The organism is Kocuria sp. KSNUG (assembly GCF_049532735.1).
Classification (GTDB): domain Bacteria; phylum Actinomycetota; class Actinomycetes; order Actinomycetales; family Micrococcaceae; genus Kocuria; species Kocuria rhizophila.
Genome location: NZ_CP150981.1, coordinates 2450345 through 2465455, shown reverse-complemented (window position 1 = coordinate 2465455; position 15111 = coordinate 2450345). Strand labels below are relative to the sequence as shown.

Below are 15111 nucleotides of genomic sequence, written 5' to 3'. Positions count from 1 at the left end.
CTGAACCGCAGTCTTTGAAGTCGTCAGGTACGTGTTTCACGCTACTCCTGGGAGCTGCGAAAGACGGCGAATGGGGCGGGCGGGTCAGCGTATTTCCCGCGTAATTGTCGACGCGTCAATGGTCAGTGCACTGCGCCTGTTTATCAGCAGTCTGAGCAATTCTCGGGATCGTTTTCGGTCGTCGATTCAGTCGCACTGGAGAAGCTGAACCGCTTCAGGGGACAGGGCCCACACGTCGAGGTATGGAACCACCACGTGACCGTCCACCTGCTCGTGCAGCCAGCGGGAGAGCGTGCGCAGCCCAGTGCTGTCACCGGGCGGCAGCTGCACCATGCGGCGGCCCAGGTTGTCGTGGACGAGAAGCGTGCGACCGCTCGCAGCCAGGGCCCGGATCAGGCGCTCGTCGTCGGCGCGGTCACCCAGGGTGCGCGGTGAGTCGTACTCGAACCACAGGACGTCGCAGCGGGAGTCGATGGCGTCCCAGTGGTGCACCAACACGTGGATGTCGAAGCCGTCGATGTCGCTCTTCCACACCACCAGGTCCTCGGGGGCGGGCATGGCCAGCAGCGATGCGGGGGAGACCCAGTCCTCGACGGCGTGCCCGCCGGCGCCCTCCTCCGGCTGGAACCCGCCCGTGGAGCCGGCGCGGCTGAAGGACACCCGCGTGCCCACCGGTCCCACGAACCCCTCCACCACGGTGGCGCGCTCGGCGTGCGCAGCCAGGTTGCGGGCCAGGTAGCCGAGGAACATTGGATCACCTTCGACGCTGATCACCGAGCTCCGTGGGTCCGAGGCGAGGACGGCGGCCGCGGTGTCTCCCACGTTCGCTCCCACGTCGATGACCGTGACGTGCCGGTTCCCGGCCGCGAGCCGGGCGAGCAGGTCGATGGCGTACGCGTCGTACGTGGGATCCCGGCGCTGGTAATAGGGGAGGTTGTGCTCCGGTGGCAGCACGATCTCCACGCCACCGATGGTGTGACGCTGCTCCTGACGGCGCCAGGTCCGCCAGTGCACCCGCACCGGGTTGGTGGCGTGCCCGATCATGCGCCCGATGAAGCGCTTCTTGCGGACGGTCAGGGCCATGGGGGACAAGCCTTTGGTCAGGGGGATGCTGAGGCACGGGCAGGACGGCGCGATCAGGACCGCACGACCCGCCTCGCGCGCCACGATACTGCCACGGGCGTGGCGGCGCCGTGGACGGGCCGCGATCACGGCGGCAAGAGGCCAGCCAAGGGAATGCTGCGGGGTCGCCCTCTCACCGCCGGATGTGTGCTAGACATGTGACCGTCCACACGGGAGCCCCAGACGCGGGGGCTGAGATCGGGCCAGTGCTGCCCGGGACCGTCGAACCTGAACCGGCTCGTACCGGCGTAGGAAGTGAGGAACGGCCTTGCCTTCGCACACCCCCAGCACATCTGCCCCTGAGACCTCCACGCAGGAGGGCGCCCAGAACCGCACCGGGGAGAACCCCGTCCAGCAGTCCGAGCAGCACGAGTCCCACCGCCTCAGCTGGGTGGAGGACGGGGAGCACGGCATCCGTGTGCCCGTCACGGAGATCCACCAGCTGGACGCTCCGGACGGCACCCCCAACGAACCGTTTCGGGTGTACCGCACCATGGGCCCGGGCAGTGTCCCGGAGGAGGGGCTGGAGCCCTGGCGCGCCGAGTGGATCGAGGCCCGTGAGGACACCGAGGTCCACCAGGCCCGCGGCCGCAAGCTCGAGGACGACGGCCGCGGCGCCGTGCGCCGCGGTGCACCGTCCCAGCAGTGGCGGGGGAGGAAGCCGGAACCCCGGCGGGCCCGGCCCGGCAAGACGGTGACCCAGATGCACTACGCGCGCCGCGGCGTCGTGACCCCGGAGATGCGTTTCGTGGCGCTGCGGGAGCAGTGCGACGTGGAGCTCGTGCGGGAGGAAGTGGCCGCCGGGCGTGCGGTGATCCCGCTGAACGTGAACCACCCGGAGTCCGAGCCGATGATCATCGGGCGCAAGTTCCTGGTGAAGGTGAACGCGAACATCGGCAACTCGGCGGTGACCAGCTCCATCAGCGAAGAGGTGGCCAAGCTGGAGTGGGCCGCCAAGTGGGGCGCGGACACGCTCATGGACCTCTCCACGGGCAACGACATCCACACCACCCGCGAGTGGATCCTGCGCAACTCACCCATCCCCATCGGCACGGTGCCCATCTACCAGGCGCTCGAGAAGGTGGACGGGGACGCGAATGCGCTCACGTGGGAGATCTACCGGGACACCGTGATCGAGCAGTGCGAGCAGGGCGTGGACTACATGACCGTCCACGCGGGCGTGCTGCTGCGCTACGTGCCGCTCACCGCCGAGCGCGTCACCGGCATCGTCTCGCGCGGCGGGTCGATCATGGCCGGCTGGTGCCTGGCCCACCACGAGGAGAACTTCCTCTACACGCACTTCGACGAGCTGTGCGAGATCTTCGCGCAGTACGACGTCGCGTTCTCCCTGGGCGACGGCCTGCGCCCGGGCTCCATCGCGGACGCCAACGACGCCGCCCAGTTCGCCGAGCTGGACACCCTCGCCGAGCTGACCAAGCGCGCGTGGGAGCACGATGTGCAGGTGATGGTGGAGGGCCCCGGGCACATTCCGCTGCACAAGATCCGCGAGAACGTGGAGCGCCAGCAGGAGCTGTGCGACGGCGCCCCGTTCTACACCCTGGGCCCGCTCGCCACGGACATCGCGCCGGGCTACGACCACATCACCTCGGCGATCGGCGCCACGGAGATCGCCCGCTACGGCACCGCGATGCTCTGCTACGTGACCCCCAAGGAGCACCTGGGACTGCCCAACCGGGACGACGTGAAGACCGGGGTGATCACTTACAAGATCGCCGCGCACGCCGCGGACATCGCCAAGGGCCACCCCGGCGCCACGGAACGCGACGATGCGCTGTCCAAGGCGCGCTTCGAGTTCCGCTGGCGGGACCAGTTCGGGCTGGGCCTGGACCCGGTGACGGCGCAGGAGTACCACGACGAGACCCTGCCGGCCGAGCCCGCCAAGACCGCGCACTTCTGCTCGATGTGCGGGCCCAAGTTCTGTTCCATGCGCATCTCCCAGGACATCCGGGACACCTACGGCAGCGCGGAGAACCAGGCCGCGATTGCCGGGATGCAGCGCAAGAGCCAGGAGTTCCTCGCCGCCGGGGGACAGGTGTACCTGCCGGAGCCCACGGTCCGGGGCGAGGAGCCGGTGCATCCCTGATTTCACGGGAGTCGATGCCTCCGAGATGTGTGACGGGCCAGCCGCGGGGTGCGCTCGTGGTGCCGGACAGCGGTCTTCTGATCGTTGTGCACCGTCCGTGAGCGCGCGCCGAGGCGCGGGCCCCCTCCTCGCCGGCGGGTCATGACGCCCGCCAAATACTGGGATGCCTGTTGTGCAGATCACCCTGCCTACCTACCCTCGGATCACGGGTCGGCCACAGGTTGTGCGCGGCCGCCGCGGCACCGCTGACGCGTGCCCCATCTGAGGTAGGAGCTCCCATGTCATTCACGCTTCCCGAATCGAACATTCCGGTGGATCTCACTTTTGACCCGCAAGAGATCCGTGATCGATTGCAGCGCGAAAGGCAGGGCCGCCTGCGAACGGATCCGCTGGAGCAGTTTCAGGGCCTGAACGATGTGTTGGAGATCTCGGACGATGATCCCTTCTCAGAGCCGATAGCGCGTGAGCCAGTGACCGAGGAACTCGATGTGCTGGTTCTCGGAGGGGGATTCGGCGGTCTCACCGCGGGCGCCTACCTCATGCAGAACGAGGTGACCGACTTCCGGATCATCGAATTCGGAGGCGACTTCGGCGGTACGTGGTACTGGAACCGGTATCCCGGGGCGCAGTGCGACATCGAGTCCTACATCTACCTGCCACTTCTCGAGGAGACGGGCTACATGCCCAGCAAGCGCTATGCCGATGGCGCGGAGATCTTCGAGCATGCGCAGCGGATCGGGCGGCAGTACGACTTGTACCAACGAGCGTATTTCCAGACGCGCGCCACCGGTGCCACATGGAATGAGAGAACGAATCGCTGGGACGTGGAGACCAATCGTGGGGACCGCTTCTCGGCTCGGTTCCTCCTGCGTTCCAACGGCGCACTCACAAAACCGCAGTTGCCCAAAGTGCCAGGCATCTCAGACTTCGGCGGGAAAATCTTCCACACGAGCCGCTGGGACTACGGGTACACGGGCGGTTCTCCGGCGGGCAATCTGGAGAACCTGCGGGACAAGCGCGTGGCCGTGGTCGGCACGGGAGCCACGGGAGTGCAGGTTGTTCCCTACCTGCAGAAGGACGTGAAGGAGCTCGTCGTGGTGCAACGCACGCCGAGTGTGGTGGCAGAGCGGAACAACCGGAAGACCGACCCGGAATGGGCTGCAGGTCTGCGTCCTGGGTGGCAGCACGACCGCCACCAGAACTTCAACGGCATCCTGGGTGGCAACCCTGTCGACGGAAACCTGGTGAACGACGGCTGGACGCACCTCTTCCCGGCGCTGAGCGGGCACCACCTGGTCGAGCAGGACGCCTCCACTCTGCCTGCGGGGGATCAGGCTCTTCTTGCCGAACTTGCTGACATGGAACTCCTCATGTCCGCGCACCGGCGAGTGGACCAGGTGGTGGCTGACCCTGAAACCGCCGAGGCGCTCAAGCCGTGGTTCGGCTACGCATGCAAACGCCCGTGCTTCAACGACGAGTACTTGAATGCCTTCAACGAGCCCAACGTGACTCTGGCATCGGATCCCCGGGGTGTTGACGGCATCACTGCCCGTGGAATCGTGGTGGGAGGAAAGGAATACGAGGTCGACTGCATCATCTTCGCCACCGGGTTCGAGGTCGGTGCAGGACCGGCGGGCAACTACGGCTACGACATCATCGGACGGGACGGGCAGTCCATGAAAGAGTATTTCGCTGACGGCGCCCGGACCCTCCATGGGCTGTTCACCCACGGATTCCCCAATTTCATGGACCTGGGACTGAGCCAGACGGCATTCTTCGTCAATTTCGTCTACATGCTGGATCGCAAGTCGCGGCATGCCGCCCGCGTCATCCGGCACGCCCTCGACGAGGGTGTCGACACCTTCGAGGCCACTCCGGAGGCCGAAGCGGGCTGGGTGGCCACGGTGCGGGCCTCAAACGAGGGGCGAGTTGCCTACTGGAGCGCCTGTACTCCCGGCTACTACAACGGGCAGGGCGCAGACGTCACCAAAGCCGCGTTCTACGAGGTCTACAACATCAGCGAGATCGATTTCTGGGATGAGATCGAGGACTGGTGGAACGAGGGTTCCTACGACGGCTTGATGTTTTCCACGATGGATGCCGCTTCCGCGGACGCCTGATCCGTGACCTCCCGGGGGCAGGTGTTCCGGTGCCTGCCAGGGACCGGGGGACTCGTGCCCGCTCCCTGGCTCACCGGATCATGCCCGATTCGACGGCTAAGGAAGGACACGCGGCAGCATCCCTGATCTCACCCACGGGTGTATTGCCTCACACTTGGCGATTTTCCCCGGGCCGTCGGGGTCCGATCGGCCCCCGCCGGACTAGCGTTGAGCCTGTGATCAAGGCGTCGTGGTAGTACGACGTGGCAAGGACGCCGGGGGTCCCCAGGGGCCCTCGGCGCACCGTGCGGCGCGTCTGCCCGACCGTGAGCGACCGAGGGTGCCCAGCGGCGTCGTCGGCGGCCTGGGTCGCAACCCGCCCACTCGCCGGACGTCGTGGAGGACGCCATGTGGACCCAATCGCTCGACACCCTGGGCAGCCTGCCCCTGACCGCCCTGGTGGCCGCCGTCCCGATCGTCGTGTTCCTCGCGTGCATGATGATCTTCAAGCTCACGGGTCTGAAGTCGGGCGTCATAGCCCTGGTGGTGCAGGTTCTGGTGGCGCTGTTCGTGTTCCAGATGCCCGCCACCGCGGTGGCCGGTGCCGGCCTGTTGGGCCTGCTGACCGCGCTGTGGCCCATCGCGTACATCATCGTGATGGCGGTGTGGCTGTACCGGCTGAGCGTGCGTTCGGGGCGCTTCGACGTGATCCGCTCTTCCATCGCCGGGGTCTCCGCTGACCAGCGGATCCAGGTGCTGCTCATCGCCTTCGCGTTCGGCGCGTTCCTGGAGGGCGTGGCCGGCTTCGGCGTGCCCATCGCGATCTGTGCCGCGCTGCTCGTGCAGCTGGGCTTCCCGCCCGTCCGCGCCGCGGTGCTGTGCCTCGTGGCCAACGTGGCGGCGGGTGCCTACGGCGCCATCGGAGTCCCCGTGCTCGTGGGCGCGCAGGTCACCGGCATGGAAGTCCAGGACCTCTCCCGGGCCATGGTCATCCTGCTGCAGCCCCTCACGTTCCTGGTGCCGTTCCTGCTGGTCTGGATGGTGGACGGACTGCGCGGTCTGCGCGAGACCTGGTTGCCCGCCCTCGTGTCCTCCGCGGTGTTCTGCCTGGTGCAGGGCGGTCTGCTCTGGTTCATGGGCCCCGAGCTCGCGGACCTTGCCGCCGGTCTGCTGGCCATGGTGTCCCTGTTCGCGCTGTGCCACGTGTGGTCCCCGCGCCGGGTGTCCCGCGCGCCGGAGGCCCCCGAGACCGCGGAGGCCAGCCACCCCTTCGGCGAGGTGGTCCGAGCCTGGAGCCCCTTCTACATCCTCACCGGCGTGATCCTCGTGTGGTCCATCCCGGCCGTGCAGCACCTCTTCACCCAGGGCGCCCTCGGTTTCACCACCCTCAAGGTTCCCATGCCCGGACTGACCGGCCACGTGACCACCGCTGCGGGCACCGTGGTGAACGCCACCTGGACCCTCTCGATCCTCGGCGCCACCGGCACCGCCATCCTGATCGCCGTGCTGATCACGTTCTTCACCACCCCGCAGCTGCACGTCAAGGAGCTCGTGGAGGAGCTGCGCGGCGCGCTCAACGCCCTGGGTCCGGCCATCGCGCTGATCGCCGTGATCCTCATGCTCGCGAACATTGCCAACTACTCCGGCGGCTCCACTGCCATGGGCACCGCGCTCGCCGCGGCCGGGCCGATTTTCCCGCTGTTCGCGCCCATCATCGGCTGGATCGGGGTGTTCCTCACCGGCTCCGTGGTCAACAACAACACGCTGTTCGCGCCCCTGCAGGTGGCCACCGCGGAGGGGATCGGGGCCAGCCCGGCCCTGCTGGTGGGCACCAACACCGCCGGCGGCACCACCGCCAAGGTCATCTCCCCGCAGTCCATCGCGATCGCCGCGGGTGCTGTGGGCCTCAACGGCCGGGAGGCGGAGATCATGCGGGGCTCGCTCATGTACAGCCTGGGCATGCTCGCGGTGATGTGCGTGTGGACGTTCGTGCTCACCATGGTCTGAGTCACCCCACGCGCCACACCGAACGAGCGGCGCCCGCCCTGTTGCAGGGTGGGCGCCGCGCGTCATACTGGCATCGCACACCCCCGCACCCCCACGCTCAGAAGGAGCCCACCATGGCCCAGAACCTGGCCACCTACATCGCCCTGCCCGGCACCGCAGCCGAGGCCATGGAGCACTGGCACGACGTCTTCGGTGGCGAGCTGCACATCCTGCGCTACGGGGACATGGACCTGCAGGGCATGCCGTTCGAGCCGGATCCGCAGGCGGTGGCCCATTCCACGCTGGACATGCCCTACGGCTCGGTGGCGGCGGGGGACTCCATGGGCAACGAGGAGTATCCCATCACCGGCACCGCCTACTCGCTGGTTCTCACGGCGGACTCCGCGGACGAGGCCCGCGGTCTGATCCAGAAGCTCGTGGACGGCGGCGGCCACGTGGGCATGCCGTTCGAGAAGGCCCCCTGGGGTGACTACTACGGCCAGGCGTACGACCGCTACGGCGTCATGTGGTCCTTCTCCGCGTCCGCCGAGTGACGGGCCCGGGGGCGTCCGCCCCGGGGGACGACGACGCCGCACCGCCGGTCCCGCAGCTGCGTCCCCTCGCGGAGGCGGATGCCCCCGCGGTCCTGTACGCGTTCCGCTCCGACCCGGAGATGTCTCGGCAGGGGAGGGTCACCACCCTGGACGAGGCGGAGGCCTACGTCCGCCGCGTCGTCGATCCCGTGTCCGGCTGTGCATGGACCGTCTGCGTGGGAGCAGGGCTGGCGGGACTGGTCGGCATCACTGCGGATCGGCCCAACAGGAACGGCTGGTTCTGGTACTGGATGACGGCGGGGGCCCGTGGCCGGGGGTGGGCCTCCCGTGCGGCGGCCACCGTGGCTGACTGGGCACTGTCCGCCGGTGGGTTCGAGAGGCTCGAACTCGGTCACCGGGTGAACAACCCGGCCTCCGGCGCGGTTGCGCGGACCGCCGGATTCGTCAGGGAGGGTACGGAGCGCGGCAAGTTCTTGATCCACGGCGCCCGCGTGGACGTGGACACCTACGGTCGCCTGAGGACCGACCCGTGGCCCCGGTACGCGCCCCTCACGATGTCCGGTGAGGCCGAACCCACCGGGTGACCCGGTCTCACCGCCTCACGACCGTGGTGCGGTGAGCCAGTCCAGGAGCTCGGGCCACACGGCCTCACCCACGGAGCGGCGCAACAGGCCGTGGTGCCCGATCCGGGACACCCCCAGCTGCTCCGGGGCGAACGTCCTGTGCTCCACACGAGCGGCGGTGAGGCGAGAGGTCAACGCCGTCATCTGCGCCGGGCTCGCCCAGGAGTCGTCCGCGGCGCCGAGGGCCAGGACCTCCTGCGTCACGGCGGCGGCCCGGGCAGGGGCATCCATGGAGGGGTCGTCGAAGAAGTAGCCCCGGTGGTGGGCCCACGCGCCCCACTCGATCATGGCCGCCGCCGGAATGTCCTCGCCGATCCCGAGCTTCTTCCCGGGCATGTAGCCGAGGGCCCGGCCGATCGCGGGCCCCACCACGTGGAGCATCGCGGCCACGCGCAGCTTCTCCTTCGTGGGGGTCACCGTTCGGGTGTCCGCCACGTGGGAGGACACGATGGCGAACCTGTCGAGGCCCTCGAGCCCCTGTCCCAGCACCATGGCGTGCCCGCCGATGCTGTGGCCCACGGCCGTCACGGGCAGGTCCGGGAAGCGGGCGCGGGTCCACGCGGCCACGGCCGGCACGTCACCGCCCATCCAGTCCCGCATCCGCAGGTGCCTGTGCTCACGGGGATCGCCCGAGCGCCCGGTACCCCGGTAGTCGTAGGTCACCGCGGCCAGGCCGCGCCCCACCACGTACTCGGCGAACGCCGCGTAGAACCGTTCCGGGGTGGCGGTGGCCGGGTGCACCACGACGACGCCGCTCGGCTCCTCCGCGGGAAGCCACACCGTGCCGACCACGGTCTCCGATCCCACGGGAACGGACAGGCTCTCGGTGCGCACGGGGGTGCTCTGGTCGTCTCGCATGGAAGTTACCTTAGGGTACGAAGCAGGGGCCGGCACTGGATCCAGCACCGGGCATGGCGCTGCGGCGGGAGTGGTCGGCGCTCAGCGCTGGTGCCGAGACCTACTCCGCCCGGTGGCCACCGGCGTCCGAGCCCAGGTAGAACCGGGCCGCGTTGGCCCAGAACACGTCCGCCGCGTGCTCCGCAGGAACAGCCCCCTCGATCACCCGAAGATCCTCGTCCCGGAACGGCCGCTCCGCCCGGGTGGAGGGCAGGTCCGTACCGACCATGAGCGCCGTGGGATCCACGTCCACGATCGCGCGCACCACGGCGGCCGGATCGAGGTGGGCACGGCCGAAGCCGGTGGCCTTGACCTTCACGCCGCGCTCCACGAGCCGCAGCAGCGCGGGCAGCCCGTCCTCGTGCATCCCCAGGTGGTCGATGCTTGCGGCAGGAAGTGCGGCAATGCGCCGCGAGAGCGTCTCGTCGATGCTGCGCGCGTCGATGTAGAACTCCGCGTGCCAGCCGGCCAGGTCGTGGACGCGCCGGGCCAGCCGTTCGAGGTCGTCCAGGTCGGCAGATCCGCCGCGGGCCACGTTGAACCGCACCGCGCGGACTCCCGCGCGGTCGAGATCGAGGATTCGTGCGTCGTCGACGTCTGCTGGAAGCTGGGTCACGCCCACGAAGCCGGGGCCAAGCGCTCGCAATGCTTCGACCAGGTATCCCTGGTCGAAGCCCTGGAAGGAGCCGGAGACGACCGCCCCGCCCGCGATGCCGAGACCGGCGACCCGCTGCCCGTAGTCCGCCACGGTGAACGGCTCGGGCAGGTACCCCCGGTTCTCCACCAGGGGGTGGGCCGGGTCGATGATGTGCAGGTGCGAGTCGAACACGCGCTGTTCCATGCAAACCCCTTCTCCTCGTGCGTGGTGGACCCCCGCTCGCGACGACGCCGCGCGGCCACGTCGTGCGCCGACAGCTCGGGGGCATGATTCCACGTCCTGCGCCTGAGCCGCAGCCCGCGTGCCGGTCCGATGCCCCGCCCCCGTGCGGGGGCAGGCGACCGCTGACACGCGGGCGGAACGCTCCGTGGCCGACGTGCCAGTCGCAGCGCTCAGGTCCGGCGGTCCCGCAGGTGCGTGGGCAGCCAGAGGGCCTCCCACGCGGGGGCCTCCTGCCGCAGGTTGGCCGTCCGCTCGGGCACCTCGTCCGGGAGCCAGTAGCGCCCGGCGTCGCGCTGCAGGTACCCGTACTCCACGAGTTCGCGGCGCCAGAACGCCCAGTCCTCGACCACGGGACGGAGGATGTCGTTCACCTCGGGTTCCGTGTACGTGCGTCCCGCCGGAAAGAGGGAGAGCAGGTGCAGCAGCACGTGCACGCGGGCCTTGCGGCGGGCGGGGACGGAGACCACCCGGCCGTCGCGGAGGAAGCGATCGAGGGCTCTGCTGTGCTCGGCCTCGGCGCGCTGCCACTGCTCGGAGGCCGCCCCCGGAACCGGCGGGGCGGGGCTGGGAGGTGGGGCGGCGGCGTCGTTCTCCCGCAGGAGGTCTGCGCGGGCCGCGGTGTAGGGCTGACCGGTGGCGCGCATGCGGGCGCGGACCAGTTGTTTGAAGTCGCTGTGGTGAGTCATCTCGTACCTGGACCGGGCCATGCACCCCCAGCGTGATCGCCCGGCGGGACGAGGACGGACAGCAGTTCGAGGAACCGAGGATCTTCTCCCCTTCACCGGGGCGCCGGAGCTGGGGTCCGTGCGCGGGCTGGGCGTCGGTTCACGCCGTCTGCCCGAGAGTATGCCACATCACATCCGGGTGCCCTACGGCGGCAGGGATCGTTCTCCGGGCCGGGAACCAGGTCTGTCCCGGGCGGCGTGCGCCGAATAAGCTGGAGATGCGGCGCGAGGACGGCCGTTTCGGGGATCGCCGAAGTGTGCCGGAGCTGCACCGCGGACAGTGCAGGAAGAACTCAAGGAGGAGTTTGTCATGGCACGCATGAACGCAGCAGAGGTCGAGGCCTTCGGCGAAGATCTGGTCGTCGGCGAGCACGAGATCCCCGAACCCGGACCCCACCAGGCACTCGTGAAGCTCATCGCTTCCGGGGTGTGCCACACGGACCTGCACGCGGCGGGAGGTGACTGGCCCGTCAAGCCCAAGCTGCCCCTGATCCCGGGACACGAGGGCGTGGGCGTCGTGGAGAAAGTGGGTGACGAGGTCACCGAGATCGAGGTCGGACAGATGGTCGGCAACGCGTGGCTGTGGTCCGCGTGCGGCAACTGCGACCACTGCCGCACCGGCTGGGAGACGCTGTGCGAGCAGCAGGTCAACGGCGGCTACGGCATCGACGGCTCCTTCGGGGAGTACATGCTGGTGGACGCCCGCTACGCCGCCGTGATCCCGGAGGGAGCGGATCCCTACGAGATCGCACCCGTGCTGTGCGCGGGCGTGACCGTGTACAAGGGACTCAAGCAGACCGAGGTCAAGCCGGGACAGTGGGTGGTGATCTCCGGCATCGGCGGACTCGGGCACCTCGCGGTGCAGTACGCGGTGGCCATGGGCATGCGCGTGGTGGCCGTGGACGTCTCCGACGACAAGCTGGCGCTCGCCACCAAGCACGGCGCGGAAATCACGGTCAACGCCTTCGCCGAGGACCCGGCAGACGTCATCCAGGAGGCGATCGGCGGCAGTCACGGGGTGCTCGTCACGGCCGTGCACCCGCAGGCTTTCGGTCAGGCGATCGGCATGACCCGGCGTGGCGGGACGATCGTCTTCAACGGTCTGCCCCCGGGAGACTTCCCCGCCCCGATCTTCGACATCGTCCTCAAGGGGCTCACCATCCGCGGGTCGATCGTGGGCACCCGCCAGGACATGATCGAGGCTCTGGAGTTCTACGCAGCGGGCAAGATCCACCCGACGTTCAGCAAGCGACCGCTCGAGGACATCAACGCGATCTTCGACGAGATGGAGCACGGCAAGATCGACGGCCGCGTGGTGATCGAGTACTGATCCGGGTGGTGCCGCGGCCCCGTCCACCGGGAGGGAGGCCAGCACACCGCGCGCCACGACGACGCCGCCCCGGGGGGATCAGTTCCCCGGGCGGCGTCGTCGCCGTCTACCACCCGAGGTCGAGCTCCGCGAAACCCGTCGCGGCCATCCAGAGGCCCACGAGCGCGGCAACCCACAGGAGCGTGATCTTCGCTTCCCGCTCGAGGACGGGAACGAGTTTCTCCAGGCGGGGCCAGATCCGATCGCCCAGGAAGAGGGCGCCGACGAGCAGGAGCACGGCGGGCAGCACCATCACCAGGCAGTACCCCGCGAGCAGCACGAGACGTGTGGGCCAGCCGATGGGCATCGCCGTGATGATTCCGTTCGCGGCCAGGTACGGCACCATCGTGGCCGCCTCCGTGAGCGCGGCTCCGCCACCCAGGGCGATCATGGCTCCGGGGTTCAGGGAGCGCGGGGCCTGGCGGGGTGTCTCCCGCGTGGTCGGATCGGGTGCCAGGACTCCGAACGCGAGCAGACCCACGCCCGCGATGAGCTTGAACCACTGGGCGGGTTCGCTGTCCCAGACCCTGCCAACGACGTCGGAGAGCAGATCGAAGCCCAGGGCGATGGCCACGCCGAGCGCGAAGTAGATCAGCACCACGGTGGCGAAGTAGAACACCAGGGGCACCACGTCGACGCGCCGCCGCGAGATCACCAGGACGATGGGAATCACCAGCGTCCCCAGGCTCATGCTGTCCAGCAGGGCCAGTCCGGTCAGTGCCAGGAGATCACCCATGAGCGACCCTCTCGTACGATCGTATGAACAGCCCTGACCATACACTTGTACGAGAGGTGGTGGGAAGATGCCGGAGCAACTGATGTCGGGTGACAGTGCACCGAGTCGCCAGCGCATCGCGGAGGCGGCGATCAGGGTGATCGCCCACCGCGGGTTCGACGTGGTGAGTGTGCGCAGCGTGGCCCAGGAGTCCGGGCTGTCCGCGGGGACCGTGCAGTACCACTACAGAACCCGCAAGGACCTCCTGGTCGCGGCCCTGGAGCGTTCCGTGGAGCGGCAGACGCAGCGCGTCATGGCTGCTCGCGGTCAACCGGGTCACCGCGCGTCACTCACACGTACCCTGAGCGAGCTGCTGCCGGGGGAGGGGGTGCGCGATGAGGACGCGGCCGTCTGGGTCAGCTTTGGCGCCGCTGCCTCCACGCGGGACTGGCTGGCCGACCTGTACTGGGACGAGATGCGCACGTTCCAGGCACAAGTGCGCGAGGCGCTGAGCCGGGCGCAGAAGGACGGAGTGCTCCGTGACGGGCTGAGCCCGGAGACCGCCGCGCCCCTGGTCACAGCCCTGGTGAACGGGCTGACACTGGACTGCCTCAATGCGCCGGATCCCGTGCGTCGCGGCGTCGAGGACGCTCTTGAACGTGGGCTCTCGCTGCTCCTGTCGGACTGAAACGGGTCGCACGCGGGCGGACTCACGCCGGGCAACGCCACCGGGTTCGGGCTGTCCGCGGGGCCGGTTGGGACGAGCTCGCTCGCGCCTGGGCGCCATGCCGGGGAGCGTGGGCCAGTCTCAGTGTGCGAACGTGTCCTGCAGGACGCCCTGGGGTGACCACAGGGCCACGGAGTCACCCACGTGGTCCGGGAGGTCCGCGTCTGGCTGCAGGGTGGTGGAGTCGGAGCTGCGCGTGCCCGGCCCGGTGTGCAGGTGCAGCTGCTGACCGGGGTCCAGGACGCAGCCCCGGTCCACGGTCATGCTGTGGCCGCGGGAAGCCCGGATGCTGTAGCCGGAGGCGTCCACCGGGTGCGGCGAGGTGTTGTGGAGGACCACGTGCCCGCGGGTGCACCGGCGCGGCTCCTGGTCCGCATCCTGGCCGTTGGCGCTCACCACGCGCAGCCCCTCGTTGTGGGGGAACGGTTCGGATCCCTGCACGTGGCGGGCCAGCTGCACGGGGAAGTCCCCGGTGATCCGGTCCACCCCGAGGGCGACCATCCGGTCACAGGCATCCGGGGAGTCCACGGTGTACACGCCCACGCTGAGGCCCGCGGCCTTGACCCGTTGCACGGCCGCGGCGTCCAGCGGCCGGTACTCGGTGCCCACTCCGTGCGCGTATCCGGCAATCTCCCCCAGCTCCGCAGCCGCGGGCACCTCGTCCGCCAGCTGCTGCAGGGGGATCTCCGGGGCCAGTGCCGCTATCGCCCGGTTGGAGGCGGCGTCGTAGCCCAGGACCTCCACCCGGCCCTCCCGCACCAGCGACTGCCACACGGGCTTGCGCTGCAGCGAGTCCGCCAGGACCTGCTCGATGCCCGGCGAGTTCTCGGGCGACTTGACCTCGATGAACACCCCGATCCGGTCACCGGCGACCGCGGCGGCATCGTCCAGGTGCGGGATCCTCTCACCGTGGAAGGTGTGCGCGAAGTGTGAGCCCACCTCGAGGCGCTGCAGCTCCGCCCACGTGAAGGAGGTGACGGGGTCGTGCTCCCGCCCGGGGAAGACCCGGGCCGCGTCGGTGGTGCGCGCGGGGGTGTCGTCGTGGAAGGCGAACGGCACGCCGTCGGCGGAGAGCTGGACGTCCAGCTCGAAGAAGTCCGCGCGGGACGAGCGGGCCTGCCGGAACGCGGCCACGGTGTTCTCGGGGGCGGTGCCGGCCGCGCCGCGGTGACCAACCAGCACGGGAGTGGGCGTGGGCCGCGTCGGGCAGGGCACGGCGGGATCCAGGACGGTCAACGGGGCGGCCGGGCAGGCTTCTGCGCGGTGGGGGCGACGGTCAGGGCACGCGGGTGCCGGAGCGGGGTGGGGCG

Annotated in this window: 13 protein-coding genes and 1 riboswitch; of the genes, 7 read left to right on the top strand and 6 right to left on the bottom strand. The window is 69.3% G+C overall.

From position 1 onward, the window contains the following. Positions 1-186: 186 nt before the first annotated feature. Positions 187-1083: an FkbM family methyltransferase gene (locus tag AABM36_RS10770; protein WP_019309552.1), complete on the bottom strand. Its 897-nt coding sequence runs from the start codon at positions 1081-1083 to the stop codon at positions 187-189. A 199-nt stretch (positions 1084-1282) separates the two neighbouring features. Next, positions 1283-1394: riboswitch (TPP riboswitch) on the top strand. Here AABM36_RS10770 and thiC point away from each other — a divergent pair. From thiC to AABM36_RS10745, 5 genes are all read left to right on the top strand, one after another. Next, positions 1391-3226, top strand: coding sequence for a phosphomethylpyrimidine synthase ThiC (gene thiC, locus AABM36_RS10765; protein WP_423446189.1), 1836 nt, complete (start codon positions 1391-1393; stop codon positions 3224-3226). It overlaps the preceding riboswitch by 4 nt. A 278-nt stretch (positions 3227-3504) precedes the next feature. Continuing rightward, positions 3505-5346, top strand: a complete 1842-nt coding sequence (locus AABM36_RS10760; protein ID WP_423446187.1) for a flavin-containing monooxygenase — start codon at positions 3505-3507, stop codon at positions 5344-5346. A 387-nt stretch (positions 5347-5733) separates the two neighbouring features. Beyond that, positions 5734-7332, top strand: a complete 1599-nt coding sequence (locus AABM36_RS10755; RefSeq protein WP_423446185.1) for an L-lactate permease — start codon at positions 5734-5736, stop codon at positions 7330-7332. A gap of 113 nt (positions 7333-7445) precedes the next feature. Continuing rightward, complete coding sequence (locus AABM36_RS10750; protein ID WP_423446183.1) at positions 7446-7865, top strand: VOC family protein; 420 nt, start codon at positions 7446-7448, stop codon at positions 7863-7865. Beyond that, entirely contained in the window at positions 7862-8449 is a 588-nt protein-coding gene (locus tag AABM36_RS10745; protein ID WP_423446181.1) for a GNAT family N-acetyltransferase, read from the top strand. Before AABM36_RS10750 ends, AABM36_RS10745 begins: the two co-directional genes overlap by 4 nt. 15 nt (positions 8450-8464) lie before the next feature. On the opposite strand, the gene AABM36_RS10740 is transcribed toward AABM36_RS10745, so the two are convergent. The 3 genes from AABM36_RS10740 to AABM36_RS10730 form a co-directional block, all read right to left on the bottom strand. Further along, positions 8465-9346: a serine aminopeptidase domain-containing protein gene (locus AABM36_RS10740; protein ID WP_423446179.1), complete on the bottom strand. Its 882-nt coding sequence runs from the start codon at positions 9344-9346 to the stop codon at positions 8465-8467. Positions 9347-9446: 100 nt separating this feature from the next. Then, the gene (locus AABM36_RS10735; protein WP_423446177.1) at positions 9447-10226 is read right to left on the bottom strand and encodes an amidohydrolase family protein; all 780 of its coding nucleotides are present in this window, start codon (positions 10224-10226) and stop codon (positions 9447-9449) included. 209 nt (positions 10227-10435) lie between these two features. Next, positions 10436-10951, bottom strand: a complete 516-nt coding sequence (locus tag AABM36_RS10730; RefSeq protein ID WP_423446175.1) for a DUF2087 domain-containing protein — start codon at positions 10949-10951, stop codon at positions 10436-10438. A 349-nt stretch (positions 10952-11300) separates the two neighbouring features. Here AABM36_RS10730 and adhP point away from each other — a divergent pair, with 349 nt between their 5' ends. After that, complete coding sequence (adhP, locus tag AABM36_RS10725) at positions 11301-12320, top strand: alcohol dehydrogenase AdhP (RefSeq protein WP_423446173.1); 1020 nt, start codon at positions 11301-11303, stop codon at positions 12318-12320. Between the two features lie 106 nt (positions 12321-12426). On the opposite strand, the gene AABM36_RS10720 is transcribed toward adhP, so the two are convergent. Beyond that, positions 12427-13095, bottom strand: a complete 669-nt coding sequence (locus tag AABM36_RS10720) for a GAP family protein (protein ID WP_423446171.1) — start codon at positions 13093-13095, stop codon at positions 12427-12429. 67 nt (positions 13096-13162) lie between these two features. On the opposite strand from AABM36_RS10720, the gene AABM36_RS10715 reads away from it, so the two are divergent. Next, positions 13163-13762: a TetR/AcrR family transcriptional regulator gene (locus AABM36_RS10715; protein ID WP_423446169.1), complete on the top strand. Its 600-nt coding sequence runs from the start codon at positions 13163-13165 to the stop codon at positions 13760-13762. Positions 13763-13882: 120 nt separating this feature from the next. Here AABM36_RS10715 and AABM36_RS10710 read toward each other — a convergent pair whose 3' ends face one another. Then, positions 13883-14983 (bottom strand): glycerophosphodiester phosphodiesterase family protein, encoded by a 1101-nt coding sequence (locus tag AABM36_RS10710; protein WP_423446167.1) that lies wholly within the window; start codon positions 14981-14983, stop codon positions 13883-13885. Positions 14984-15111 lie beyond the last annotated feature (128 nt).

Coding starts and splice junctions, on each gene's coding strand:
- AABM36_RS10735 (WP_423446177.1), bottom strand. CDS start 10,226: ATGGAACAGCGCGTGTTCGACTCGCACCTGCACATCATCGACCCGGCC.
- AABM36_RS10715 (WP_423446169.1), top strand. CDS start 13,163: ATGCCGGAGCAACTGATGTCGGGTGACAGTGCACCGAGTCGCCAGCGC.
- AABM36_RS10755 (WP_423446185.1), top strand. CDS start 5,734: ATGTGGACCCAATCGCTCGACACCCTGGGCAGCCTGCCCCTGACCGCC.
- adhP (WP_423446173.1), top strand. CDS start 11,301: ATGGCACGCATGAACGCAGCAGAGGTCGAGGCCTTCGGCGAAGATCTG.
- AABM36_RS10750 (WP_423446183.1), top strand. CDS start 7,446: ATGGCCCAGAACCTGGCCACCTACATCGCCCTGCCCGGCACCGCAGCC.
- AABM36_RS10740 (WP_423446179.1), bottom strand. CDS start 9,346: ATGCGAGACGACCAGAGCACCCCCGTGCGCACCGAGAGCCTGTCCGTT.
- AABM36_RS10730 (WP_423446175.1), bottom strand. CDS start 10,951: ATGACTCACCACAGCGACTTCAAACAACTGGTCCGCGCCCGCATGCGC.
- AABM36_RS10760 (WP_423446187.1), top strand. CDS start 3,505: ATGTCATTCACGCTTCCCGAATCGAACATTCCGGTGGATCTCACTTTT.
- AABM36_RS10720 (WP_423446171.1), bottom strand. CDS start 13,095: ATGGGTGATCTCCTGGCACTGACCGGACTGGCCCTGCTGGACAGCATG.
- AABM36_RS10770 (WP_019309552.1), bottom strand. CDS start 1,083: ATGGCCCTGACCGTCCGCAAGAAGCGCTTCATCGGGCGCATGATCGGG.